Below are 22,726 nucleotides of genomic sequence, written 5' to 3' on the forward strand. Positions count from 1 at the left end.
CACCGGGTTTGACCCCGGTTACACATGAACATGCAAGGGGATGTATGGTCATGCACATGACGCACACCGTCGCCGTTGCCGGAGCCAGCGGGTACGCCGGGGGAGAGATCCTACGACTCCTCCTCGCGCACCCGCAGGTCGAGATCGGAGCCCTCACGGCCGGCTCCAACGCCGGGGAGCTGCTGGGATCGCTCCAGCCGCACCTCGTGCCGCTGGCCGACCGGGTGCTCCAGCCGACCGAGGTCGACGTGCTCGCCGGGCACGACGTGGTCTTCCTCGGACTGCCCCACGGGCAGTCCGGTGCGATCGCCGCCGCGCTGGCCGAGCGCAGCCCCGCCACCGTCGTCATCGACTGCGGCGCCGACTTCCGCCTCCGCGACGCGGGGGAGTGGGAGCGCTTCTACGGCGGCGAGCACGCCGGCACCTGGCCCTACGGCCTCCCGGAGCTCCCGGGCCAGCGCGAGCAGCTGGCCGCGGCGACCCGGATCGCGGTGCCCGGCTGCTACCCCACGATCTCCACGCTGACCCTCGCGCCCGCCGTGGCCGCCGGGCTGGTCGTCCCCGACGTCGTGGTCGTCGCGGCGTCCGGCACGAGCGGCGCGGGCAAGGCCGCCAAGACCCACCTCCTCGGCAGCGAGGTGATGGGCAACGCCAGCGCGTACGGCGTGGGCGGCACCCACCGCCACACACCCGAGATCACCCAGAACCTCTCCCAGCTCACCGACGCCTCCGTGCGCGTCAGCTTCACCCCGATGCTGGTCCCGATGTCGCGCGGCATCCTGGCCACCTGCTCGGCGCCGCTGGCCGCAGGTGTCAGCGCCGTCGACGTACGCGAGGCCTACGACAAGGCGTACGCCGGCGAGGCGTTCGTGCACCTGCTGCCCGAGGGCCAGTGGCCCCAGACCCAGTCCGTGCTGGGCTCGAACGCGGTCCACCTCCAGGTGGCCGTCGACGAGACCGCCGGCCGGGTGGTCGCGGTCGGCGCGATCGACAACCTCGCGAAGGGCACCGGCGGCGCCGCCGTCCAGTGCATGAACCTCGCGCTCGGCCTCGACGAGGGCCTGGGCCTGACCAGTGTGGGAGTAGCCCCGTGAGTCCTGAAGACGCAGTCCAGCCCAACGACGCAGTCCAGCCCGAGAACCCCGTGACCGAGCAGCCGGAGAGCGGCGCGCAGGCCTCGCGGACCTTCTCCCTGGAGCAGTTCCCCGAGAAGCTCGCCGTCGTGCGGCTGCCTCCCGGCGCGGAGATCCCGGAGTGGACCGAGTCCTCCTCGATCCTCTCCATCACCGCGACCGCGCGCGAGACCTCGCTGGTGTGCGCCGGGCGCAACGTCCCGACCAAGACGGTCGCGGTGCGCGGGCTGACCGCGTTCGCCGTGCAGGGCACCCTCGACCCGACCCTCGTCGGCGTCCTGGTCGAGCTGCTGACCCCGCTGGCCGAGGCGGAGATCCCGGTCTTCACGCTCTCGACCTACGAGACCGACTGGATCCTGATCCCTGCGACGGAGGCGGAGCGCGCCGCCGAGGCGTGGCGACGACGAGGGCACACCGTCGTCCTCGCCGTCCCCGTCAAGCCGAGCCGGACGAGCAAGCCCAAGCAGGCCTCGCCGTCCAGGAAGCAGAAGAAGAACAAGTGAGCATCACCAGTCCCCGGGGCTTCCGGGCCGCCGGCGTGAGCGCCGGCCTCAAGACCAGCGGCGGCAAGGACCTGGCCCTCGTGGTCAACGACGGTCCCCGCCACGACTCCGCGACCGTGTTCACCACCAACCGCTGCCTGGCCAACCCGGTGCTGTGGAGCCAGGAGGTCGTCAAGGACGGCGTCGTCCAGGCGGTCGTCCTCAACTCCGGCGGCGCCAACTGCTACACCGGGCCCGAGGGCTTCCAGACGACTCACGCGGTCGCCGAGCAGGTGGCCGAGCGCCTCGGCATCGGCGCGATCGACGTCGTGGTCTGCTCGACCGGCCTGATCGGCCTGGCCAACCCTCGCCAGTCGCTGCTCGACGGCGTCGACGCGGCGTACGACGCGCTCTCGACCGAGGGCGGCGCGGACGCCGCCGAGGCGATCATGACCACCGACTCGGTGAGCAAGCAGGTCCTCGTCGAGGGCGCGGGCTGGTCGATCGGCGGCATGGCCAAGGGCGCGGGCATGCTCGCTCCGGCGCTCGCCACGATGCTCGTCGTGATCACCACCGACGCCGTGGTCCCCGCGGCCGACCTGGACACCGCGCTGCGCGCGGCGACCCGGGTCAGCTTCGACCGCCTCGACTCCGACGGCTGCATGTCGACCAACGACACGGTGACCGTGATGGCCAGCGGCGCCAGCGGCATCACCCCGCCGCTGGAGGACTTCACCGCCGCGCTGACCCAGGCCTGCACCGACCTGGCGATGCAGCTGCTCAAGGACGCCGAGGGCGCCGACCACGAGATCGCGATCACCACGATCAACGCCGCCACCGAGGACGAGGCCGTCGAGGTCGGGCGCAGCGTGGCGCGCAGCAACCTGTTCAAGGCCGCGGTGTTCGGCAACGACCCCAACTGGGGCCGGGTGCTCGCCAGCGTCGGCACCACCAGCGCCGCCTTCGACCCCGCCGACCTCGACGTCGCGATGAACGGCGTGTGGGTGTGCCGCAACTCCACCCCGCACACCGACCCCAGCGAGGTCGACCTCACCGGGCGCGACGTCACGGTGACCATCGACTTGAAGTCCGGCTCCGAGCGGGCGACGGTCTGGACCAACGACCTGACCCACGCCTACGTCCACGAGAACAGCGCGTACTCCTCATGACCAATGACTCCAGCGCCACGATGACGTCCTTCGACACCAGCAAGCCCGACCAGGCCAAGGCCCGCACGCTCGCCGGCGCCCTGCCCTGGCTGAAGCGCTACCACGGCAAGATCGTGGTGGTGAAGTACGGCGGCAACGCCATGACCGACGACCGGCTCAAGCGCGCGTTCGCCGAGGACATCGCGTTCCTGCGCTTCGCCGGGTTCAAGCCCGTCGTCGTCCACGGCGGCGGCCCGCAGATCTCGGCGATGCTCGACAAGCTCGACATCGAGTCGGAGTTCCGCGGCGGGCTGCGGGTGACCACCCCCGAGGCCATGGACGTCGTCCGGATGGTGCTCGTCGGCCAGGTCCAGCGCGAGCTGGTCGGGCTGATCAACGAGCACGGCCCGCTCGCCGTCGGCTGCTCCGGTGAGGACGCCGGCCTGTTCACCGCCGTACCGGCCAGCACGGTCGTCGACGGCGAGGAGGTCGACCTCGGCCTGGTCGGCGAGGTCACCAAGGTCCGCCCCGAGAGCGTGCTCGACCTGATCGAGGCCGGCCGGATCCCGGTGGTCTCCAGCGTCGCGCCCGACGACCACGGCACCGTCTACAACGTCAACGCCGACACCGCGGCGGCCGCGCTCGCGGTCGCGCTCAAGGCCGAGAAGCTGCTCGTGCTCACCGACGTCGAGGGCCTCTACCTCGACTGGCCGAACCCGACCGACGTGATCGGCGAGATCAGCCCGGAGGCCCTGGAGGAGATCATGCCCTCGCTCGCGAGCGGCATGGTGCCCAAGATGGGCGCCTGCCTGCTCGCCGTGAAGAACGGCGTCCCCCGCGCCACCGTCGTCGACGGCCGCGAGGAGCACGCGGTGATCCTGGAGATCTTCACCAGCGAGGGTGTCGGCACCCAGGTGCTGCCCGGCGTGGAGACCAAGACCCGGAAGGTGAGGGACTCCTGATGTCGGAGACCCAGAAGTGGACCGAGCGGTACGCCGGAGCCCTGATGAACACCTTCGGCCCGCCGAAGCTGGTCCTCGAGCGCGGCGAGGGCTGCCGGGTGTGGGACGTCGACGGCAACGCCTACGTCGACTTCCTCGGCGGCATCGCCGTGAACACCCTCGGCCACGCCCACCCGGCGCTGGTCACCGCGGTGACCAGCCAGCTGGAGACCCTCGGCCACGTGTCGAACTTCTTCGCCACCGTGCCGCAGATCGAGCTGGCCGAGCGGCTGCTCGAGCTCGCCGCGCCGGGCGTCGAGGGCCGGGTGTTCTTCTGCAGCTCCGGCGCCGAGGCCAACGAGGCCGCGTTCAAGCTCAGCCGGCTCACCGGACGCACCCACGTCGTGGCGATGGAGGGCGCCTTCCACGGCCGCACCATGGGCAGCCTGGCGCTGACCTCCAAGGCCGCCTACCGCGAGCCGTTCGAGCCGCTGCCCGGCGACGTCACCTGGGTGCCGTACGGCGACGCCGAGGCGCTCGCCGCCGCGGTCACCGAGCGCACCGCCGCCGTGGTCATCGAGCCGGTGCAGGGCGAGGCCGGCGTCAACGTCGCCTCCACGGAGTTCCTCACCACCGCGCGGGAGATCACCGCCCGGCACGGCGCGCTGCTGTGGTTCGACGAGGTGCAGTCCGGCATGGGCCGCACCGGCACCTGGCTGGCCTCGCACGCCTCCGGGGTCACCCCTGACGTCGTCACTCTGGCCAAGGGCCTGGGCGGCGGCCTGCCGATCGGCGCCTGCCTGGCCTTCGGCGACGCCGCCGGCCTGTTCGCGCCCGGCAACCACGGCACCACCTTCGGCGGCAACCCGCTGGTCACCGCCGCCGCGCTGGCGGTGATCGACACGATCGAGGCCGAGGGCCTGCTGGCCCGCGCCGTCGAGATGGGCGACCGGCTGCGCGCCGGCGTCGCCGCCGACCCCCGGGTCACCGACGTCCGCGGTGTCGGCGTCCTGGTCGGCGTCACCGTCAGCGGTGTCGACGCGCCGGCGGCCGTCGCGGCCGCCCAGGCGGCCGGCTGGATCATCAACGCCACCGGCCCGGACCGGATCCGCTTCGCCCCGCCGCTGGTGGTGGGCGCCGAGGAGATCGACGCGTTCGTCGCCGCGTGGCCCGGCATCCTCGACGCCGCGGGGGTGGCCTCATGAGGCACTTCCTGCGCGACGACGACCTGAGCCCCGCCGAGCAGGCGGAGGTCCTCGAGGCGGCCGCGGCGATGAAGCGCGCGCCGTACGACGCCAAGCCGCTGGCGGGTCCGCAGAGCGTGGCGATGATCTTCGACAAGCCGACGCTGCGCACCCAGGCGTCCTTCGGCGCCGGCATCGCCGAGCTCGGCGGCAACCCGATGCTCATCGACGGCGCCCTGGCGGGCATCGGCGTGCGCGAGTCGGTCGAGGACGTCGCCCGCATCCTGGGCCGCCAGGTCTCGGCGATCGTGTGGCGCACCTATGCCCAGTCCAACCTGGAGACGATGGCCGCGCACGCCGGCGTACCGGTGGTCAACGCGCTCACCGACGAGTTCCACCCCTGCCAGCTGCTGGCCGACCTGATGACGGTGCGCGAGCACAAGCCGGAGCTGGCCGGGCTCACCGCGACGTTCTTCGGCGACGGCGCCAGCAACATGGGCAACTCCTGGCTGCTCGCGGGCGTCACCGCCGGCATGCATGTGCGCATCTGTGCCCCGGAGGGCTACACGCCCTCGGAGGAGATGTTCGCGCGGGCCCGCGAGATCGGTGAGCAGACCGGCGGCACCGCCACCTGGGAGCCCGAGCCCCGCACGGCTGCCCAGGGCACCGACGTCGTCGTCACCGACACCTGGGTCTCGATGGGCAAGGAGGGCGAGTCTGACGCGCGCACCGCGGTGTTCGTGCCCTACTCCGTCACCCAGGAGCTCTTCGAGCTCGCCGAGCCCGACGCGATCGCGATGCACTGCCTGCCGGCCTACCGCGGCAAGGAGATCGACGCCGAGGTGCTCGACGGCATCCAGAGCGTCGTGTGGGACGAGGCGGAGAACCGCCGCCACGCGCAGAAGGCGGTGCTCGACTTCGTGCTGCGCCACGCCCGGGAGCGGGCGTGAGCGAGGGCCCCGGCTCGGTCCAGCGACCGGCCACCAAGACCGCGCGGCACCAGCTGATCATCGAGCTGGTGGGCAGCCACGAGGTCCGCTCGCAGTCCGAGCTGGCCGACCTGCTGGCCCGTCACGGCGTGCACGTCACCCAGGCCACGCTCTCGCGGGACCTGGTCGAGCTCGACGCGGTCAAGGTGCGCGCCTCCTCCGGCACGCTGGTGTACGCCGTACCCGGCGAGGGCGGCGACCGCCGGCCCCGCCCGCCGCGGGAGACCGCGGCCGGCAGCCAGCGCCTGGCCCGCCTGTGCGGCGAGCTCCTGGTGAGCGCGGAGTCCAGCGACAACCTGGTGGTGCTGCGCACCCCGCCGGGCGCCGCGCAGTTCCTCGCCTCCGCCTTCGACAAGGCCGAGACCGCCGACGTCCTGGGCACGATCGCCGGTGACGACACCGTGCTGGTCATCGGCCGCGAGCCGCACGGCGGCGCGGCCCTGGCCCGTCGGTTCCTCGCGATGGCCGAGGCCCACGCCGAGGACCGCGACCCCGACGCCTGAGTCCTCCGGCACCCCGGCGATCCTGGCCCGACGCAGTCGGCCCGCCACCCACAGCATCAGCACCACCCACCCGAACAGGAAGAGAACCTCTGTGAGCAAGGTCCTGACGTCCCTCCCCGCCGGCGAGCGGGTCGGCATCGCGTTCTCCGGCGGCCTGGACACCTCGGTGGCCGTCGCCTGGATGCGCGACAAGGGCGCGATCCCGTGCACCTACACCGCGGACCTGGGCCAGCCCGACGAGCCGGACATCGCGGGTGTCCCGGTGCGCGCCAAGCAGTACGGCGCCGAGATCGCCCGGTCCGTGGACTGCCGCCCGGCGCTGGTCGAGGAGGGCCTGGCCGCGCTGGCGTGCGGCGCCTTCCACATCCGTTCGGGTGCCCGCACCTACTTCAACACCACGCCGCTGGGCCGCGCGGTCACCGGCACGATGCTGGTGCGCGCCATGCACGAGGACGGCGTGGACATCTGGGGCGACGGCTCGACGTTCAAGGGCAACGACATCGAGCGGTTCTACCGCTACGGCCTGCTGGCCAACCCCTCGCTGCGCATCTACAAGCCCTGGCTGGACGCCGACTTCGTCCACGAGCTCGGCGGGCGCGCGGAGATGAGCCAGTGGCTGGTCGAGCACGACCTGCCCTACCGCGACAGCCAGGAGAAGGCCTACTCCACCGACGCCAACATCTGGGGCGCCACCCACGAGGCCAAGATCCTCGAGCACCTCGACACCTCCCTGGAGGTCGTCGAGCCGATCATGGGCGTGAAGTTCTGGGACCCCAGCGTCGAGATCGAGACCGAGGACGTCACGATCGGCTTCGAGCAGGGCCGCCCGGTGTCGATCAACGGGCGCCGCTACGACGACGCGGTGGCGCTGGTCCTGGAGGCCAACGCGATCGGCGGGCGCCACGGGCTCGGCATGTCCGACCAGATCGAGAACCGGATCATCGAGGCCAAGTCGCGCGGCATCTACGAGGCGCCCGGCATGGCGCTGCTGTGGACGGCGTACGAGCGCCTGCTCAACGCGATCCACAACGAGGACACCGTCGCCAACTACCACCAGAGCGGCCGCCGCCTGGGCCGGCTGCTCTACGAGGGCCGCTGGCTGGACCCGCAGTCGCTGATGCTGCGTGAGGCCACGATGCGCTGGGTCGCCTCCGTGGTCTCCGGCGAGGTCACCCTGCGCCTGCGCCGCGGCGAGGACTACACGATCGTGCGCACCGACGGCGACTCGTTCTCCTACCACCCCGAGAAGCTGTCGATGGAGCGCACCGAGAACGCCGCGTTCGGCCCGCTGGACCGCATCGGCCAGCTGACGATGCGCAACCTCGACATCGCCGACTCCCGCTCCAAGCTCGAGATGTACGCCGCGCAGCCGCTGGACCAGGGCCAGGTGCTCGTCGAGCACGGCACCCTGTTCGGCGAGCTGCCCCCGGGCGGCGCTGAGACGATCACGGAGAACCCCGAGGTCGCGGGCGACGAGGAGATCGCGCTCGAGGCCGCCGCCATGGAGTTCGGCACGGACTGATGCCGGTCCTGCGCACGGCCGCCCGGGTGCTGCCCGTCAGCCCCGACGGCGAGGTCCTGCTCCTGCAGGCCCGCGACCCCGCCCGCCCCGACGACCTGCACTGGGTCTCGATCGGCGGCGCGGCGGACCCGGGGGAGAGCCTCGTCGAGGCGGCCGTGCGCGAGCTGCGCGAGGAGACCGGCCTGGTGGTGCCCGCCGAGGCGCTCTCCGCTCCGCTGCACCGGGTGGCGCACCCGTTCTCCTGGAACGGCACCGACTTCCTGAGCGACAACACCTTCTTCGCCCTGCCGCTGGACCGCGACGTCGAGGTCAGCCTGGCCGGGCTGGAGCCCGCCGAGGTCGGTAACGTCCTCGGCGCGGCCTGGTGGCGACCCGAGGCGCTGGCCGCGGACGGCACCGCGGCCTCGGCCGACCTTCCCGACATCATGAACACCGCGATCGCCGTGGTGAGAGGAGAGACGTGAGCACCACCAACGAGGGCAAGCTCTGGGGTGGCCGGTTCGCCGGCGGTCCCTCTCCCGAGCTGGACGCGCTGTCGCGCTCCACCCACTTCGACTGGCGCCTCACGCCGTACGACCTGGCCGGCTCCCGCGCCCACGCCAACGCGCTGCACCGCGCCGGCCTGCTCACCGACGCCGACCACGCCGAGCTGCTGCGCGGCCTCGACGTGCTGGGGGAGCGCTACGCCGCGGGCGAGCTGCACCCGGGACCCGGGGACGAGGACGTGCACGGCGCGCTGGAGCGGCTGCTGCTCGACGAGGTCGGCCCCGACGTCGGCGGCCGGCTGCGGGCCGGGCGCAGCCGCAACGACCAGATCGCGACCCTGTTCAAGGTCTTCCTGCGCGAGCACGCCGCGGTCGTGGCCGGGCAGGTGCTCGACCTGGTCGACGTGCTCGCCACCCAGGCGGGCGAGCACCTCGGCGAGACGCCGACCGTGATGCCCGGCCGCACCCACCTGCAGCACGCCCAGCCGGTGCTGCTGGCCCACCACCTGATGGCCCACGCCTGGCCGCTGCTGCGCGACGTGGCCCGCCTCGCCGACTGGGACTCCCGCGTCGCCGCGGACTCGCCGTACGGCTCCGGCGCGCTCGCGGGCCAGAGCCTCGGGCTCGACCCGACGCAGGTCGCCGCCGAGCTCGGCTTCTCCGGGTCCAGCGCCAACTCCCTGGACGGCACCGCATCGCGCGACTTCGTCGCCGAGTTCGCCTTCGTCGCCGCGCAGATCGGCGTGGACATCAGCCGGCTGGCCGAGGAGGTCATCCTCTGGTCGACCCGGGAGTTCGGCTTCGTGACGCTGCACGACTCCTGGTCGACCGGGTCGAGCATCATGCCGCAGAAGAAGAACCCCGACATCGCCGAGCTCGCGCGCGGCAAGGCGGGGCGGCTGATCGGCAACCTCTCCGGCCTGCTCGCGACGTTGAAGGCCCTGCCGCTCGCCTACAACCGCGACCTGCAGGAGGACAAGGAGCCGGTCTTCGACTCCGTCGACACCCTCGAGGTGCTCCTCCCCGCGTTCACGGGGATGGTCGCGACCTTGGTCTTCGACCGCGACCGGCTCGCCGAGCTGGCGCCGCAGGGGTTCTCCCTGGCCACCGACATCGCGGAGTGGCTGGTGCGCGAGAACGTCCCGTTCCGCATCGCCCACGAGGTCGCCGGCGCCTGCGTGCGTCGCTGCGAGGAGCTGGGCTGCGAGCTGCACGAGCTCACCGACGAGCAGTTCGCGGAGATCTCCCCGCACCTGACGCCGGGGGTGCGTGAGGTGCTCACCGTCGAGGGGTCGGTCGCCTCGCGCTCGGGTCGCGGTGGCACCGCACCGGTGCGGGTGCGTGAGCAGCTCGACGAGCTCCGCGCCGCCGTCGCCGCGCACCGCGAGCGGCTCGTCTCCTGAGCCGACCCGCACCGATGACCAGCCGCGCCGACCTGCTCGCCGCCCTTCAGGGGCCGGTGGAGCAGGTCGCGCCGCGTCTGCTCGGTGCCGAGCTGCGCCACGGACCCGTGGCGATCCGGCTCACCGAGGTCGAGGCGTACGCCGGCCCGGCGGACCCCGGGTCCCACGCCTTCCGCGGGCCCACGAAGCGCAACGCGACGATGTTCGGCCCGCCCGGTCGCCTGTACTGCTACTTCACCTACGGCATGCACGTGTGCTGCAACGTGGTCACCGGTCCCGAGGGGGACCCGAGCGCGGTGCTGCTGCGTGCCGGCGAGGTGGTGGACGGCATCGAGGTGGTGCGGGAGCGTCGCCCGCGCAGCAGCGACCGCGACCTGGTCCGCGGCCCCGCACGCCTGTGCCAGGCGCTCGGCATCTCGCTGGAGCACGACGGCACCGACCTGGTCGACGGGCCGATACGGCTCGTCCTCCCGGCGCCCGGCGACGGCGAGGCCCGGGAGGACGACGTGATGAGCGGGCCGCGGGTCGGCCTGCGCGGCGCCCCGGAGCGGCCCTGGCGGTTCTGGCTCGCGGGGGAGCGCAGCGTCTCTGCCTACCGCCCGGCGAAGCCGCGCTGACCGCGCCGTACGGCGCCGGACGAGGTCACAGCCCCCCGGTTTGGCACCTCCGCAGCCCGGGTGTAATGTTTCTTCTCGCCGCAGCACGCGGCTCCGAGAACCGGGCCTCTGGCCGCGGCGAAGACGGAGCAGCAGTCTCGGCAGCAGGATCATCAGCTCGGCCAGGCCGAGTTGACCGGCTCGCCAAGATCCGGTAAGTTTCTGCAGGTTGCCCCGACAGAGAAGCCGCAAGGCCGATCACCGGGTGTGTCTGATCCTTGAGAACTCAACAGTGTGTCATATAGTCGACGAATTAGTTTGTTATGCCCCGTCGACACTCATCCATGGCTTCGGTCTTGGTGGTGTTGATGGTTTCTTTGACAATGATTCTGGTTAGACAATTTTTGTCAGCTAGTTTCTCCTGTCAGGGGCATCTCTTTTTCCATGACTGCTCGTGAGGGTGGTTGTGGGTGTTGTTTTCAACGGAGAGTTTGATCCTGGCTCAGGACGAACGCTGGCGGCGTGCTTAACACATGCAAGTCGAGCGGTAAGGCCCTTTCGGGGGTACACGAGCGGCGAACGGGTGAGTAACACGTGAGTAATCTGCCCTGCGCTTCGGGATAACCATCGGAAACGGTGGCTAATACCGGATATGACAACCTACCGCATGGTGGGTTGTGGAAAGTTTTTTCGGCGCAGGATGTGCTCGCGGCCTATCAGCTTGTTGGTGAGGTAATGGCTCACCAAGGCTTCGACGGGTAGCCGGCCTGAGAGGGTGACCGGCCACACTGGGACTGAGACACGGCCCAGACTCCTACGGGAGGCAGCAGTGGGGAATATTGGACAATGGGCGGAAGCCTGATCCAGCAACGCCGCGTGAGGGATGACTGCCTTCGGGTTGTAAACCTCTTTCAGTACCGACGAAGCGCAAGTGACGGTAGGTACAGAAGAAGCACCGGCCAACTACGTGCCAGCAGCCGCGGTAATACGTAGGGTGCGAGCGTTGTCCGGAATTATTGGGCGTAAAGGGCTCGTAGGCGGTTTGTCACGTCGGGAGTGAAAACTCAGGGCTTAACTCTGAGCTGGCTTCCGATACGGGCAGACTAGAGGTATGCAGGGGAGAACGGAATTCCTGGTGTAGCGGTGAAATGCGCAGATATCAGGAGGAACACCGGTGGCGAAGGCGGTTCTCTGGGCATTACCTGACGCTGAGGAGCGAAAGTGTGGGGAGCGAACAGGATTAGATACCCTGGTAGTCCACACCGTAAACGTTGGGCGCTAGGTGTGGGGCCTATTCCATGGGTTCCGTGCCGCAGCTAACGCATTAAGCGCCCGCCTGGGGAGTACGGCCGCAAGGCTAAAACTCAAAGGAATTGACGGGGGCCCGCACAAGCGGCGGAGCATGCGGATTAATTCGATGCAACGCGAAGAACCTTACCTGGGTTTGACATATGCCGGAAAGCTCTAGAGATAGAGCCCCTTTTAGTCGGTATACAGGTGGTGCATGGCTGTCGTCAGCTCGTGTCGTGAGATGTTGGGTTAAGTCCCGCAACGAGCGCAACCCTCGTCCTATGTTGCCAGCACGTTATGGTGGGGACTCATAGGAGACTGCCGGGGTCAACTCGGAGGAAGGTGGGGATGACGTCAAGTCATCATGCCCCTTATGTCCAGGGCTTCACGCATGCTACAATGGCCGGTACAAAGGGCTGCGATCCCGTGAGGGGGAGCGAATCCCAAAAAGCCGGTCTCAGTTCGGATTGGGGTCTGCAACTCGACCCCATGAAGTCGGAGTCGCTAGTAATCGCAGATCAGCAACGCTGCGGTGAATACGTTCCCGGGCCTTGTACACACCGCCCGTCACGTCACGAAAGTCGGCAACACCCGAAGCCGGTGGCCTAACCCCTTGTGGGAGGGAGCCGTCGAAGGTGGGGCTGGCGATTGGGACGAAGTCGTAACAAGGTAGCCGTACCGGAAGGTGCGGCTGGATCACCTCCTTTCTAAGGAGCACACGCCCCGACAACCGGCGCCTGTTCGGTTGCGCATGGTGGTGTTCACTAGTGGAATCGTCGATGAAGGCTGTGCCTCGTGCCTGTCTTTCGCTTTAGTACTGCCTCATGCTTTTGGGTGTGGGGTGTGGAACGTGGTGGGGATGGGTGTGGGGGATGGTCGTGTGACACACTGTTGAGCTTTGAGGGATCAGCCCGAGTTTTGGGTTGTGAGCTCGATGCCTCCTTCGGTTGCTGCCCTGTAGTTGGGGTGGTGGTGGTTGGTGGGTTGGTTGTTTGTGAACTGGATAGTGGACGCGAGCATCTTGTGTGACACACGTTGTGTGTTGCGCATATTGCAATTAAGTCTTTGTAGTTTTTGTTGAGTGTTTGTGAGACAAGCTATGAAGGGCACATGGTGGATGCCTTGGCATCAAGAGCCGATGAAGGACGTAGGAGCCTGCGATAAGCCCCGGGGAGTTGGCAACCAAGCTGTGATCCGGGGGTGTCCGAATGGGGAAACCCAGCTGGAGTCATGTCCAGTTACCTGCACCTGAATATATAGGGTGTGTGGAGGGAACGCCGGGAAGTGAAACATCTCAGTACCGGTAGGAAGAGAAAACAATAGTGATTCCGAGAGTAGTGGCGAGCGAAATCGGATCAGGCTAAACCTCATGCGTGTGATACCCGGCAGGGGTTGCGTATGGGGGGTTGTGGGACCATTCAGGGTCGTCTGCCGGCGATCCAGACAGTAAGAAACCACAGTTGAAGTCGAATTCCATTGGAAAGTGGAGCCGTAGAGGGTGATAGCCCCGTAGGTGTAAGGCTGTGGCTGTCGAGTGGGATCCCAAGTAACACGGAACCCCTGAAATTCCGTGTGAATCTGGCAGGACCACCTGTTAAGCCTAAATACTCCTTGATGACCGATAGCGGACAAGTACCGTGAGGGAAAGGTGAAAAGTACCCCTGGCGGGGAGTGAAATAGTACCTGAAACCATGTGCCTACAATCCGTCGGAGCGAGGTCTTGTGCCTTGTGACGGCGTGCCTTTTGAAGAATGAGCCTGCGAGTTTGCGGTGTGTTGCGAGGTTAACCCGTGTGGGGAAGCCGTAGCGAAAGCGAGTCCGAATAGGGCGTTTCAGTAGCGCGCTCAAGACCCGAAGCGAAGTGATCTATCCATGGGCAGGTTGAAGCGCGGGTAAGACCGCGTGGAGGACCGAACCCACTTAGGTTGAAAACTGAGGGGATGACCTGTGGATAGGGGTGAAAGGCCAATCAAACTTCGTGATAGCTGGTTCTCCCCGAAATGCATTTAGGTGCAGCGTCGCGTGTTTCTTGCCGGAGGTAGAGCACTGGATAGCTAATGGGCCCTACAAGGTTACTGACGTTAGCCAAACTCCGAATGCCGGTAAGTGAGAGCGCGGCAGTGAGACTGCGGGGGATAAGCTCCGTAGTCGAGAGGGAAACAGCCCAGACCATCAGCTAAGGCCCCTAAGCGGTGACTAAGTGGAAAAGGATGTGGAGTCGCAGTGACAACCAGGAGGTTGGCTTGGAAGCAGCCACCCTTGAAAGAGTGCGTAATAGCTCACTGGTCAAGTGATTCCGCGCCGACAATGTAGCGGGGCTCAAGTCATCCGCCGAAGCTATGGCATTCGCACCCACCTTGTGTGGAGAGCCCGAAAGGGTGTGTGGATGGGTAGGGGAGCGTCGTGTCGCGGGTGAAGCCGCAGAGTGATCTAGTGGTGGATGCGACACGAGTGAGAATGCAGGCATGAGTAGCGAATCAGGAGTGAGAAACTCCTGCGCCGAATGATCAAGGGTTCCAGGGTCAAGCTAATCTGCCCTGGGTAAGTCGGGACCTAAGGCGAGGCCGACAGGCGTAGTCGATGGACAACGGGTTGATATTCCCGTACCGGCAAAGTAGCGCCCATGACGAACCTGGTGATGCTAACCATCTGAAACCGCAGTTATCGACTCCTTCGGGAGAAGAGGCTGCGGCGTAGCGTGGGACCCGAACTGGTAGTAGTCAAGCGATGGGGTGACGCAGGAAGGTAGTCGAACCGTACCGATGGTTGTGTACGGCCAAGCATGTAGGGAGCCGCCTAGGCAAATCCGGGTGGCTGACTTTGATGTCGATCCTGAGGTGTGATGGGGACCCAATTGGGGAAGTCGGTGATCCTATGCTGTCGAGAAAAACCTCTAGCGAGCTATGCGCCGCCCGTACCCCAAACCGACTCAGGTGATCAGGTAGAGAATACCAAGGCGATCGAGCGAACCACGGTTAAGGAACTCGGCAAAATGCCCCCGTAACTTCGGGAGAAGGGGGGCCCGGATCGTGTACCCACTTGCTGGGGAAGCGTGAAGGGCCGCAGAGACCAGGCCCAAGCGACTGTTTACTAAAAACACAGGTCCGTGCTAAGTCGTAAGACGATGTATACGGACTGACTCCTGCCCGGTGCTGGAAGGTTAAGGGGACCGGTTAGAACGCAAGTTCGAAGCTGAGAACTTAAGCCCCAGTAAACGGCGGTGGTAACTATAACCATCCTAAGGTAGCGAAATTCCTTGTCGGGTAAGTTCCGACCTGCACGAATGGAGTAACGACTTGGGCGCTGTCTCAACCGTGGACTCGGCGAAATTGCACTACGAGTAAAGATGCTCGTTACGCGCGGCAGGACGGAAAGACCCCGGGACCTTTACTATAGTTTGGTATTGGTGTTTGGTTCGGCTTGTGTAGGATAGGTGGGAGACTGTGAAGTGGCCACGCCAGTGGTTGTGGAGTCATCGTTGAAATACCACTCTGGTCGTACTAGATGTCTAACCTAGGTCCGTAATCCGGATCAGGGACAGTGCCTGATGGGTAGTTTAACTGGGGTGGTTGCCTCCTAAAATGTAACGGAGGCGCTCAAAGGTTCCCTCAGCCTGGTTGGCAATCAGGTGTTGAGTGTAAGTGCACAAGGGAGCTTGACTGTGAGACAGACATGTCGAGCAGGGACGAAAGTCGGAACTAGTGATCCGGCGTCGGCATGTGGAAGCGGCGTCGCTCAACGGATAAAAGGTACCCCGGGGATAACAGGCTGATCTTCCCCAAGAGTCCATATCGACGGGATGGTTTGGCACCTCGATGTCGGCTCGTCGCATCCTGGGGCTGGAGCAGGTCCCAAGGGTTGGGCTGTTCGCCCATTAAAGCGGCACGCGAGCTGGGTTTAGAACGTCGTGAGACAGTTCGGTCCCTATCCGCCGCGCGCGCAGGAAACTTGAGAAAGGCTGTCCCTAGTACGAGAGGACCGGGATGGACGAACCTCTGGTGTGCCAGTTGTCCCGCCAGGGGCACGGCTGGTTGGCTACGTTCGGAAGTGATAACCGCTGAATGCATCTAAGCGGGAAGCACGTTTCAAGATGAGGTTTCCCACCCGGTTAACGGGGTAAGGCCCCCAGCAGAACACTGGGTTGATAGGCCGGAGGTGTACAGCAGCAATGCCTAGCCGACCGGTACTAATAGGCCGAGGGCTTGTCTTACACTCACTTTACTGAAACTATCAAGACAACCGCGCAATTGATCGCGTCCACGATCCAACACAACACCACATGCACAACATGTGAATAGTGGCTTGGCTCCCCAGATACACACCCCAACTTTTTGCGGCGGGTGTTGATGGGTGGAGTCGATAGAGTTACGGCGGCCATAGCGAAAGGGAAACACCCGGTCCCATCCCGAACCCGGAAGTTAAGCCTTTCAGCGCCGATGGTACTGCAACCGAGAGGTTGTGGGAGAGTAGGACGCCGCCGGACAATAATTCACAGAACGGGTCGCACCCCACGGGGTGCGACCCGTTCTGCTATTTGCGCGCCCGCACACAGGCCAGTTGCCGTGCACAGGGCGTGCTGGTGCGCAGGTCGTACCCAGGGCGCGGGCGGCGCGCCGAGGTTGTCGGTGCGCGGTCGCAGGGTGGGTCGCGGAGGTGAGGTCCGATGGACTCAGAGACGACGAGGGCCCGCGCGGACGGGGACGTCGAGGAGGGGCGCAACGAGGTGCGGCTGGTCGGCCGGGTCTCGCAGGCACCCGAGGAGCGCGAGCTGCCGAGCGGGGACAGCGTGCTGCTGTTTCGTCTGGTGGTGGCCCGCACCGGCGACCTGCGCGGGTCGCGCCAGCGCGTCGACGTGCTCGACTGCGCGGTGTGGGGCGGGCGGGTGCGCGCGGCAGCGCGGGCCTGGTGCGCCGGTGACGTGGTGGAGCTGAGCGGTGCGGTGCGTCGCCGGTTCTTCCGGGCTGGTGCCGGCCCGGCGTCGCGCTATGAGATCGAGGTGCTCAGCGGGCGACGGGTCCGTCGCGCAGCGCGCGGATGAGCAGCCCCGGTGTCGGCTTCGGCTGGAACGACGTCGCCTTCTCGGGCAGCAGCCGGCCGGTGGTCGCGATCCGGGTGACCAGGTCGAGGTCGACCGCGGGCATCAGCACCGCCACGGTCCGGCCCGGGCGCGCCTCGGTGAGGGCGGACTCGACCGTGTGCCGGTACTCCGCAGGCGGGGGACTGCCCAGGCGGGCCGGCAGCAGGTCCTGGTGCAGGATCTCCACGGCCGCACGGTCGGCGGTGGAGGCCACGGCCAGGATCGCCCACTGGCGCCCGTCGGTGGCCACGACGGATGTCGGGCCGAGCGCGGTCAGTGCCTCGCGGCGGGTGACGTAGGTGAAGCCGATGCCGGCGGTGCGGGCCGCGCTGGTCAGCGACTCCAGGCTGGTGCCGGGAAGCACCCGGTGGATCGGCCCGAGGAACAGGGGTGTGTCGTCCTGGTCGACCAGCATCGCCAGGCCGGTGTCGCGGTCACCTCCACGGGTCCTGTCCTGCAGCGCCAGGTAGGCGGCGTAGCGGTGGTGGCCGTCGGCGATCAGCACCCGGGTGGTGGCGAGCGCCTCTGCGATGAGGTCCAGGTGCGCGGGGTCGCGCACCGCCCAGAGCCGGTGGTGCTGGTCGTGGTGGTCGGCGAAGGTCGCCAGCGGGTCGGACTCGCGCACGGTGGCCAGCAGTTCGCGCAGCCGGGCGGACCCGCGGTGCACGAGCAGGATGGGGGCCGGGTCGACCTCCATGTGCTCCATGCGCTCGGCGAGCTGCTCGACCTGGTCGCAGTGGACGCCCTCGTGCGGCAGCACCGCCTGCTCGCCGGGGTCCTCGGCGCGACGCGAGACGTCCAGAGCACCGACGAGACCGCGGACGGTGATGCCGGCGGTGGTGTACTCGTGCAGGTAGAGCCCGGGGGTCGCGTCGTGCGTCAGGCGCCCCTGCGCGGCCCAGCGGCTCAGCAGCTCCTCGACCCGGGCGCCCGGGCGGGCCAGGGCGCGTTCCACAGTGCCGCGGGGCCCGCGGGCCGGGGGCAGCATGAGGGCGCGGAAGGGCAGCAGGCGCAGTGGGCGGGCGACGTGCGGTGGCACGACCACGGCGCGGGAGCTCATCGGAGCATCGTAGGGTGCTGCGGCAACCAGCTCGCGGCAGGAAGGCAGGAGATGCTCGAGTCATCGCACGAGCCGCTCGACCAGCGCTACGACCTGGTCATGCTCGACCTCGACGGCGTGGTCTACATCGGTGGCGCCGCGGTGCCCGGAGCAGCGACGCACCTGGCGCACACCCGGGCGAGCGGACCCCGGCTGGCGTTCATCACCAACAACGCCTCTCGCACCCCCGAGACGGTCGCGGCGCAGCTCCGCTCGCTCGGTGTGGAGGCGCTCGCGGACGACGTGGTGACCTCCGCCCAGGCGGCCTCTCGCCTGCTGCTGGAGCGCTTCGGCGCCGGGGCACGGGTCGTGCTGCTCGGCGCGGAGGGACTGCGCGCCGCGCTGGAGAGCGACGGCCTGGTGCCGGTTGGCGTGGAGGACGACGCGGTCGCGCTGGCCACGGGCTACGGCCCCGACGTGCTGTGGCGCGACGTGATGCGCGCGGCGGTCCGGGTGCGCGACGGGCTGCCCTGGGTCGCCAGCAACACCGACATGAGCATCCCCACGGCGTACGGCGTGGCGCCGGGCCACGGGGTGCTGGTCGAGACCATCCGGCGCTTCGCCGACGTCGGGCCGCTCGTCGCGGGCAAGCCCGAGCGGCCGCTGCTCGATGAGACCGTGCGCCGCGTCGGCGGCGCTCGTCCCCTGATGGTGGGCGACCGTCTCGACACCGACATCGAGGGCGCCCGGCGCCTCGGCATCGACAGCCTGCTGGTGCTCACCGGCGTCACCGGGCTGGCCGAGCTGGTCAGCGCGCCGGTGCCGATGCGCCCGACCTTCATCGGCACCGACCTGGGGGCGCTCGGGACGCCGCACGAGGCGCCGCAGTCGGTGGACGGGCGCGCGGTGCTCGGCGGCTGGACCGCCGGCGTCGAGGACGGCCGTCTGGTGGTGCATGGCGAGGGCGATGCCGAGGCCTGGTGGCGGGTGGTGGCGACCGTGGCCTGGGCCCACCTGGACGCCACCGGCGTGGTGATCGACACGGCCGGCCTGACCGCGCCCGCTCCGGGTCCTGCCGGTCCGCAGCGGTAGCCTCGGGGCATGACTGAGACCGGCGCCGAGCAGCCCGAAGGACCGGCGCAGACCGGGGTCGCCAGCGTCGACGAGGTCCTCGCGAGCGTCGAGGCCCTGGCCGGACGCCCGCTCGAGGAGCACGTCGCCGTGTTCGAGCACGCCCACGAGCGGCTGCGCAGCGCCCTCGACGTCCAGCCCCCGCAGCCGGGCGCCCCGCGCCCCGGCGCGGACGCCTGAGGGGGACGCAGGTGCCTCCGCGTCGTCTCCGTCTCGACGCCGAGCTGGTCCGTCGTGGCCTGGCCCGGTCCCGTGAGCACGCCAGCGAGCTGATCGCCGCCGGGCGGGTCAAGGTGCAGGGCGCTGTGGCGTCCAAGCCGGCGACCGGGGTGACCACCGACGTCGCCCTCGTGGTGGCCGATGATCCGGACCGCCCCGACTACGTCTCGCGCGGCGGGCACAAGCTGGCCGGCGCGCTGGCCGCCTTCGAGCCGCTCGGCCTGCGGGTGGAGGGGCGTCGCTGCCTCGACGCCGGGGCGTCCACCGGCGGCTTCACCGACGTGCTGCTGCGCCACGGCGCCGCCCAGGTGGTGGCCGTCGACGTCGGCTACGGCCAGCTCGCCTGGCGCATCCAGCAAGACGACAGGGTCGTGGTCCACGACCGCACCAACGTCCGCGAGCTCAGCGTCGAGCTGATCGGTGGCAGCGTCGACCTGGTCGTCGGCGACCTGTCCTTCATCTCCCTCGAGATCGTCCTGGACGCGCTGCTCGGCGTGACCGCCGAGGACGGCGACCTCGCCCTGATGGTCAAGCCCCAGTTCGAGGTCGGCAAGGACCGGGTCGGCAAGGGCGGCGTCGTGCGCGACCTGGGCCTGCGCCACGAGGCGGTGCTCGGCGTCGCCGAGGCGGCCGGTCGCCGCGGCTGGGGCGCCCGCGCGGTCGTGACCAGCCCGCTGCCGGGTCCCTCGGGCAACGTGGAGTTCTTCCTCTGGCTGCGCCGGGGCCCGGCCACCATCGGCAGCGAGGAGATCCGCGCGGAGGTCGAGCGCGGCCCGGGCGAGGACGTCCCCAGCACCCCGAGCCGTGGCGCGACGTCGTCGGTGCCTGGTGAGAGGGTGGAGCCATGACCCGCCGCGTCCTGCTGCTCACGCATACCGGTCGCGACGAGGCCCGCGATGTCGCCCGTGCCTGTGCCAAGGCGCTCACCGGTCACGGCATCGTCGTGCGGCTGCCGGCGGCGGAGGCGCACGACCTCGATCTCGACCCCGAGGCCTTCGACCCGCCGCTGGAGCTCACCACCGCCGAGCAGAGCGCCGGCGACGACTGCGAGCTCGCGCTGGTCATCGGCGGTGACGGCACGATCCTGCGCGCCGTCGAGATCACCCACGACAGCGGCACCCCGGTGCTCGGGGTCAACCTCGGCCACGTCGGCTTCCTGGCCGAGGCCGAGCACGACGACGTGGAGTCCACGATCGAGGCGATCGTCCAGCGCCGCTACAGCGCCGAGGACCGCCTGGCACTCGACGTCCGGGTCTACCAGGACGGGGAGCTGGTGACCTCCACCTTCGCGCTCAACGAGGCGAGCGTGGAGAAGGCGGCCCGTGAGCGGATGATCGAGGTCGTGGTGGAGGTCGACGGTCGGCCGCTCTCTCGCTGGGGCTGCGACGGCGTCGTCTGCGCGACGCCGACCGGCTCCACGGCGTACAACTTCAGCGCCGGCGGGCCCGTGGTGTGGCCCGGCGTCGAGGCCCTGCTGATGGTGCCGATCAGCGCCCACGCGCTGTTCGCGCGTCCGATGGTGGTGGCACCCACGTCGGTGCTGGCCGTCGAGCTGATCGCGCGCACCGACGGGCGCGGCGTGCTGTGGTGCGACGGGCGCCGCGCGGTCGACCTGCCGCCCGGGGCCCGGATCGAGGTACGCCGCGGGGACACCCCGGTGCGCCTGGTGCGCCTGCACGAGGCGCCGTTCACCGATCGGCTGGTGGCCAAGTTCGGCCTCTCGGTCGAGGGCTGGCGCGGATCCGCGGAACGACGTCGACGACAGGTGCCCGATGCTTGAGGAGATCCGGATCCAGTCGCTGGGAGTCATCGACTTCTCCACCCTCGAGCTGGGCCCCGGCCTGACCGTGATCACCGGTGAGACCGGAGCGGGCAAGACCATGATCGTCACCGCCCTGGGGCTGCTGCTCGGCGGTCGCGCCGACAGCGGCGCCGTGCGCACAGGCGCCCGGTCCGCGCGGGTCGAGGGCGTCGTGGCCACCTGTGCGCTGCCGCACTTCGCGGCCGCGGTCGAGGAGGCCGGCGGCGAGGTCGAGGACGGCCGGGTCGTGCTCGCCCGCAACGTGTCCGCCGAGGGCCGCTCGCGCGCCTACGTCGGCGGGGCCGGGGTGCCGGTGGCGACCCTGGGCCGGCTCACCGAGCCGCTGGTGGCGGTGCACGGGCAGTCCGACCAGCACCGGCTGCTGCAGCCGCGCGCCCAGCGCGATGCTCTCGACCGCTTCGGCGGCGCGGACACCGCCGGGCTGGTCGCGGCCTACGCCGACCTGTTCACCCGCCTCGCCGCGACCGAGCGCGAGCTCGCCGACGTCGTCGCGCACGCCCGCGACCGTGCCCGCGAGGCCGACCTGCTGCGCTTCGGCCTCGACGAGGTCGAGCAGGTCTCGCCGGAGCCGGGGGAGGACGACGCACTGGCGGCCGAGGAGACCCGCCTCGGGTTCGCCGACACCCTGCGCCTGGCCGCCGAGCAGGCCCGCGAGGCGCTCTCCAGCGAGGACGGCTCCCCGGACGCCCTCGCCACCGTGACCGCCGCCCGCACCGCGCTGGAGGGCGTGCGTGAGCACGACACCGAGGCGGGCGAGCTCGCCGACCGGCTCGCGGAGATCTCCTACCTGCTCTCCGACGCCGCTGCCGACGTGGCGTCCTACGCCTCGCGCATCGACACCGACCCCGCCCGCCTCGCGGCGGTGTCCGAGCGCCGGGCCGCGCTGACCGCCCTGACCCGCAAGTACGGCGAGAGCATCGATGAGGTGCTCGCCTGGGCCGAGACCTCCGCGCGGCGGCTGCTCGAGCTCGACGGCACCGACGAGCGGATCGAGCAGCTGCGCGCCGCGCAGGAGCAGCTGCGCGTCGAGCTGGCGGCTGCCGCCGCCGCGCTGTCCGAGGCCCGCCAGGCCTCGGCGGCCCAGCTCGCCGAGGCCGTCACCGGCGAGCTACGGCTGCTCGCCATGCCGCACGCCCGGGTGAGCATCGAGGTGCGCCAGCACGAGGTCGACGCGCCGGCCGCCCCCGCACCGGGCGGTCCGCTGCGCGTCGGCAAGCGCTGGCTGCGCTACGCGCCGTCCGGCATCGACGAGGTGGAGTTCCTGCTCGCCGCCAACGTCGGCTCCGAGCCGCGCCCGCTCGGCAAGGGCGCGTCCGGTGGTGAGCTCTCGCGGGTGATGCTCGCCCTCGAGGTCGCCCTCGCCGGCACCAGCCCGGTGCCGACCTTCGTCTTCGACGAGGTCGACGCCGGCGTCGGCGGCACCTCCGCGGTCGAGATCGGACGCCGCCTCGCGCGGCTGGCCCAGAGCGCCCAGGTCCTCGTGGTCACCCACCTCCCGCAGGTGGCGGCGTACGCCGACCGCCACGTGGTGGTGCAGAAGTCCCAGGACGGGTCGGTGACCAGCTCCGGGCTCACCGTGCTGGACCACGAGCAACGGGTCAGCGAGCTGTCCCGGATGCTGGCCGGCATGACGGAGTCCGACACCGCGCTCGCCCACGCCCGCGAGCTGCTCGAGGTCGCCGCACCCGTCCGCGCCCTCGGCTGAGCCCGGGGGCGGGCGGCGTGAGGACGACCACATCGACGCGCCCACGCCGCGCACGTC

General features: G+C 69.2%; 18 protein-coding genes and 3 rRNA genes. 20 read left to right on the forward strand and 1 reads right to left on the reverse strand.

Annotated elements, in window-relative coordinates; all coding sequences use genetic code 11:
- The first annotated feature begins 56 nt into the window (after positions 1–56).
- The 15 genes from argC (at position 57) to GFH29_RS08985 (ending at position 16,714) form a co-directional block, all read left to right on the forward strand.
- Entirely contained in the window at positions 57–1,094 is a 1,038-nt protein-coding gene (gene argC / locus GFH29_RS08915; RefSeq protein ID WP_153323003.1) for an N-acetyl-gamma-glutamyl-phosphate reductase, read from the forward strand.
- Positions 1,091–1,636 carry an ACT domain-containing protein gene (locus GFH29_RS08920; protein WP_153337488.1) on the forward strand — a complete coding sequence of 182 codons (546 nt, stop codon included), beginning with the start codon at positions 1,091–1,093 and terminating at the stop codon, positions 1,634–1,636. The genes argC and GFH29_RS08920 overlap by 4 nt, the downstream gene beginning before the upstream one ends.
- A complete protein-coding gene (gene argJ, locus GFH29_RS08925) occupies positions 1,633–2,784 on the forward strand; it encodes a bifunctional glutamate N-acetyltransferase/amino-acid acetyltransferase ArgJ (protein WP_153323005.1) in 1,152 nt (383 codons plus the stop codon). The genes GFH29_RS08920 and argJ overlap by 4 nt, the downstream gene beginning before the upstream one ends.
- Entirely contained in the window at positions 2,781–3,725 is a 945-nt protein-coding gene (gene argB / locus GFH29_RS08930) for an acetylglutamate kinase (protein ID WP_153323006.1), read from the forward strand. The genes argJ and argB overlap by 4 nt, the downstream gene beginning before the upstream one ends.
- Entirely contained in the window at positions 3,725–4,909 is a 1,185-nt protein-coding gene (locus GFH29_RS08935; RefSeq protein ID WP_153323007.1) for an acetylornithine transaminase, read from the forward strand. Before argB ends, GFH29_RS08935 begins: the two co-directional genes overlap by 1 nt.
- Positions 4,906–5,838, forward strand: coding sequence for an ornithine carbamoyltransferase (gene argF / locus GFH29_RS08940; protein WP_153323008.1), 933 nt, complete (start codon positions 4,906–4,908; stop codon positions 5,836–5,838). Before GFH29_RS08935 ends, argF begins: the two co-directional genes overlap by 4 nt.
- A complete protein-coding gene (locus GFH29_RS08945; protein WP_153323009.1) occupies positions 5,835–6,380 on the forward strand; it encodes an arginine repressor in 546 nt (181 codons plus the stop codon). Before argF ends, GFH29_RS08945 begins: the two co-directional genes overlap by 4 nt.
- A gap of 91 nt (positions 6,381–6,471) precedes the next feature.
- On the forward strand, positions 6,472–7,902 hold the full coding sequence (gene argG, locus GFH29_RS08950) for an argininosuccinate synthase (RefSeq protein WP_153323010.1): 1,431 nt from the start codon (positions 6,472–6,474) through the stop codon (positions 7,900–7,902).
- Complete coding sequence (locus GFH29_RS08955; protein WP_153323011.1) at positions 7,902–8,366, forward strand: NUDIX hydrolase; 465 nt, start codon at positions 7,902–7,904, stop codon at positions 8,364–8,366. The genes argG and GFH29_RS08955 overlap by 1 nt, the downstream gene beginning before the upstream one ends.
- Positions 8,363–9,790, forward strand: coding sequence for an argininosuccinate lyase (gene argH / locus GFH29_RS08960; RefSeq protein ID WP_153323012.1), 1,428 nt, complete (start codon positions 8,363–8,365; stop codon positions 9,788–9,790). The genes GFH29_RS08955 and argH overlap by 4 nt, the downstream gene beginning before the upstream one ends.
- Before the next feature lie 14 nt (positions 9,791–9,804).
- On the forward strand, positions 9,805–10,407 hold the full coding sequence (locus tag GFH29_RS08965) for a DNA-3-methyladenine glycosylase (protein WP_153323013.1): 603 nt from the start codon (positions 9,805–9,807) through the stop codon (positions 10,405–10,407).
- Between the two features lie 458 nt (positions 10,408–10,865).
- Positions 10,866–12,383: ribosomal RNA gene (locus GFH29_RS08970) — 16S ribosomal RNA — on the forward strand.
- A gap of 383 nt (positions 12,384–12,766) precedes the next feature.
- Positions 12,767–15,886, forward strand: a 23S ribosomal RNA gene (locus GFH29_RS08975).
- Between the two features lie 156 nt (positions 15,887–16,042).
- A 5S ribosomal RNA gene (gene rrf / locus GFH29_RS08980) occupies positions 16,043–16,159 on the forward strand.
- The 16S, 23S and 5S rRNA genes sit together here, the layout of an rRNA operon.
- A 180-nt stretch (positions 16,160–16,339) precedes the next feature.
- Positions 16,340–16,714: a single-stranded DNA-binding protein gene (locus tag GFH29_RS08985; protein ID WP_153323014.1), complete on the forward strand. Its 375-nt coding sequence runs from the start codon at positions 16,340–16,342 to the stop codon at positions 16,712–16,714.
- Here the strand turns inward: GFH29_RS08985 and GFH29_RS08990 are convergent.
- A complete protein-coding gene (locus GFH29_RS08990) occupies positions 16,677–17,813 on the reverse strand; it encodes a DUF1015 family protein (protein WP_153323015.1) in 1,137 nt (378 codons plus the stop codon). The two genes, GFH29_RS08985 and GFH29_RS08990, sit on opposite strands and share 38 nt — an antisense overlap.
- Before the next feature lie 51 nt (positions 17,814–17,864).
- Between GFH29_RS08990 and GFH29_RS08995 the strand changes: the two genes are divergently transcribed.
- From GFH29_RS08995 to recN, 5 genes are read left to right on the forward strand one after another with little or no spacing between them, the layout of a single operon-like run.
- The gene (locus tag GFH29_RS08995) at positions 17,865–18,884 is read left to right on the forward strand and encodes an HAD-IIA family hydrolase (protein WP_153323016.1); all 1,020 of its coding nucleotides are present in this window, start codon (positions 17,865–17,867) and stop codon (positions 18,882–18,884) included.
- 9 nt (positions 18,885–18,893) lie between these two features.
- On the forward strand, positions 18,894–19,103 hold the full coding sequence (locus GFH29_RS09000; protein WP_153323017.1) for a hypothetical protein: 210 nt from the start codon (positions 18,894–18,896) through the stop codon (positions 19,101–19,103).
- A gap of 11 nt (positions 19,104–19,114) precedes the next feature.
- Positions 19,115–19,990, forward strand: coding sequence for a TlyA family RNA methyltransferase (locus tag GFH29_RS09005; RefSeq protein ID WP_153323018.1), 876 nt, complete (start codon positions 19,115–19,117; stop codon positions 19,988–19,990).
- A complete protein-coding gene (locus GFH29_RS09010) occupies positions 19,987–20,922 on the forward strand; it encodes an NAD kinase (protein ID WP_153323019.1) in 936 nt (311 codons plus the stop codon). The genes GFH29_RS09005 and GFH29_RS09010 overlap by 4 nt, the downstream gene beginning before the upstream one ends.
- On the forward strand, positions 20,915–22,669 hold the full coding sequence (gene recN, locus GFH29_RS09015; protein ID WP_153323020.1) for a DNA repair protein RecN: 1,755 nt from the start codon (positions 20,915–20,917) through the stop codon (positions 22,667–22,669). The genes GFH29_RS09010 and recN overlap by 8 nt, the downstream gene beginning before the upstream one ends.
- Positions 22,670–22,726: the final 57 nt, after the last annotated feature.

The sequence above is a fragment of the Nocardioides sp. dk884 genome (assembly GCF_009557055.1).
In the GTDB taxonomy this organism is placed as follows: domain Bacteria; phylum Actinomycetota; class Actinomycetes; order Propionibacteriales; family Nocardioidaceae; genus Nocardioides.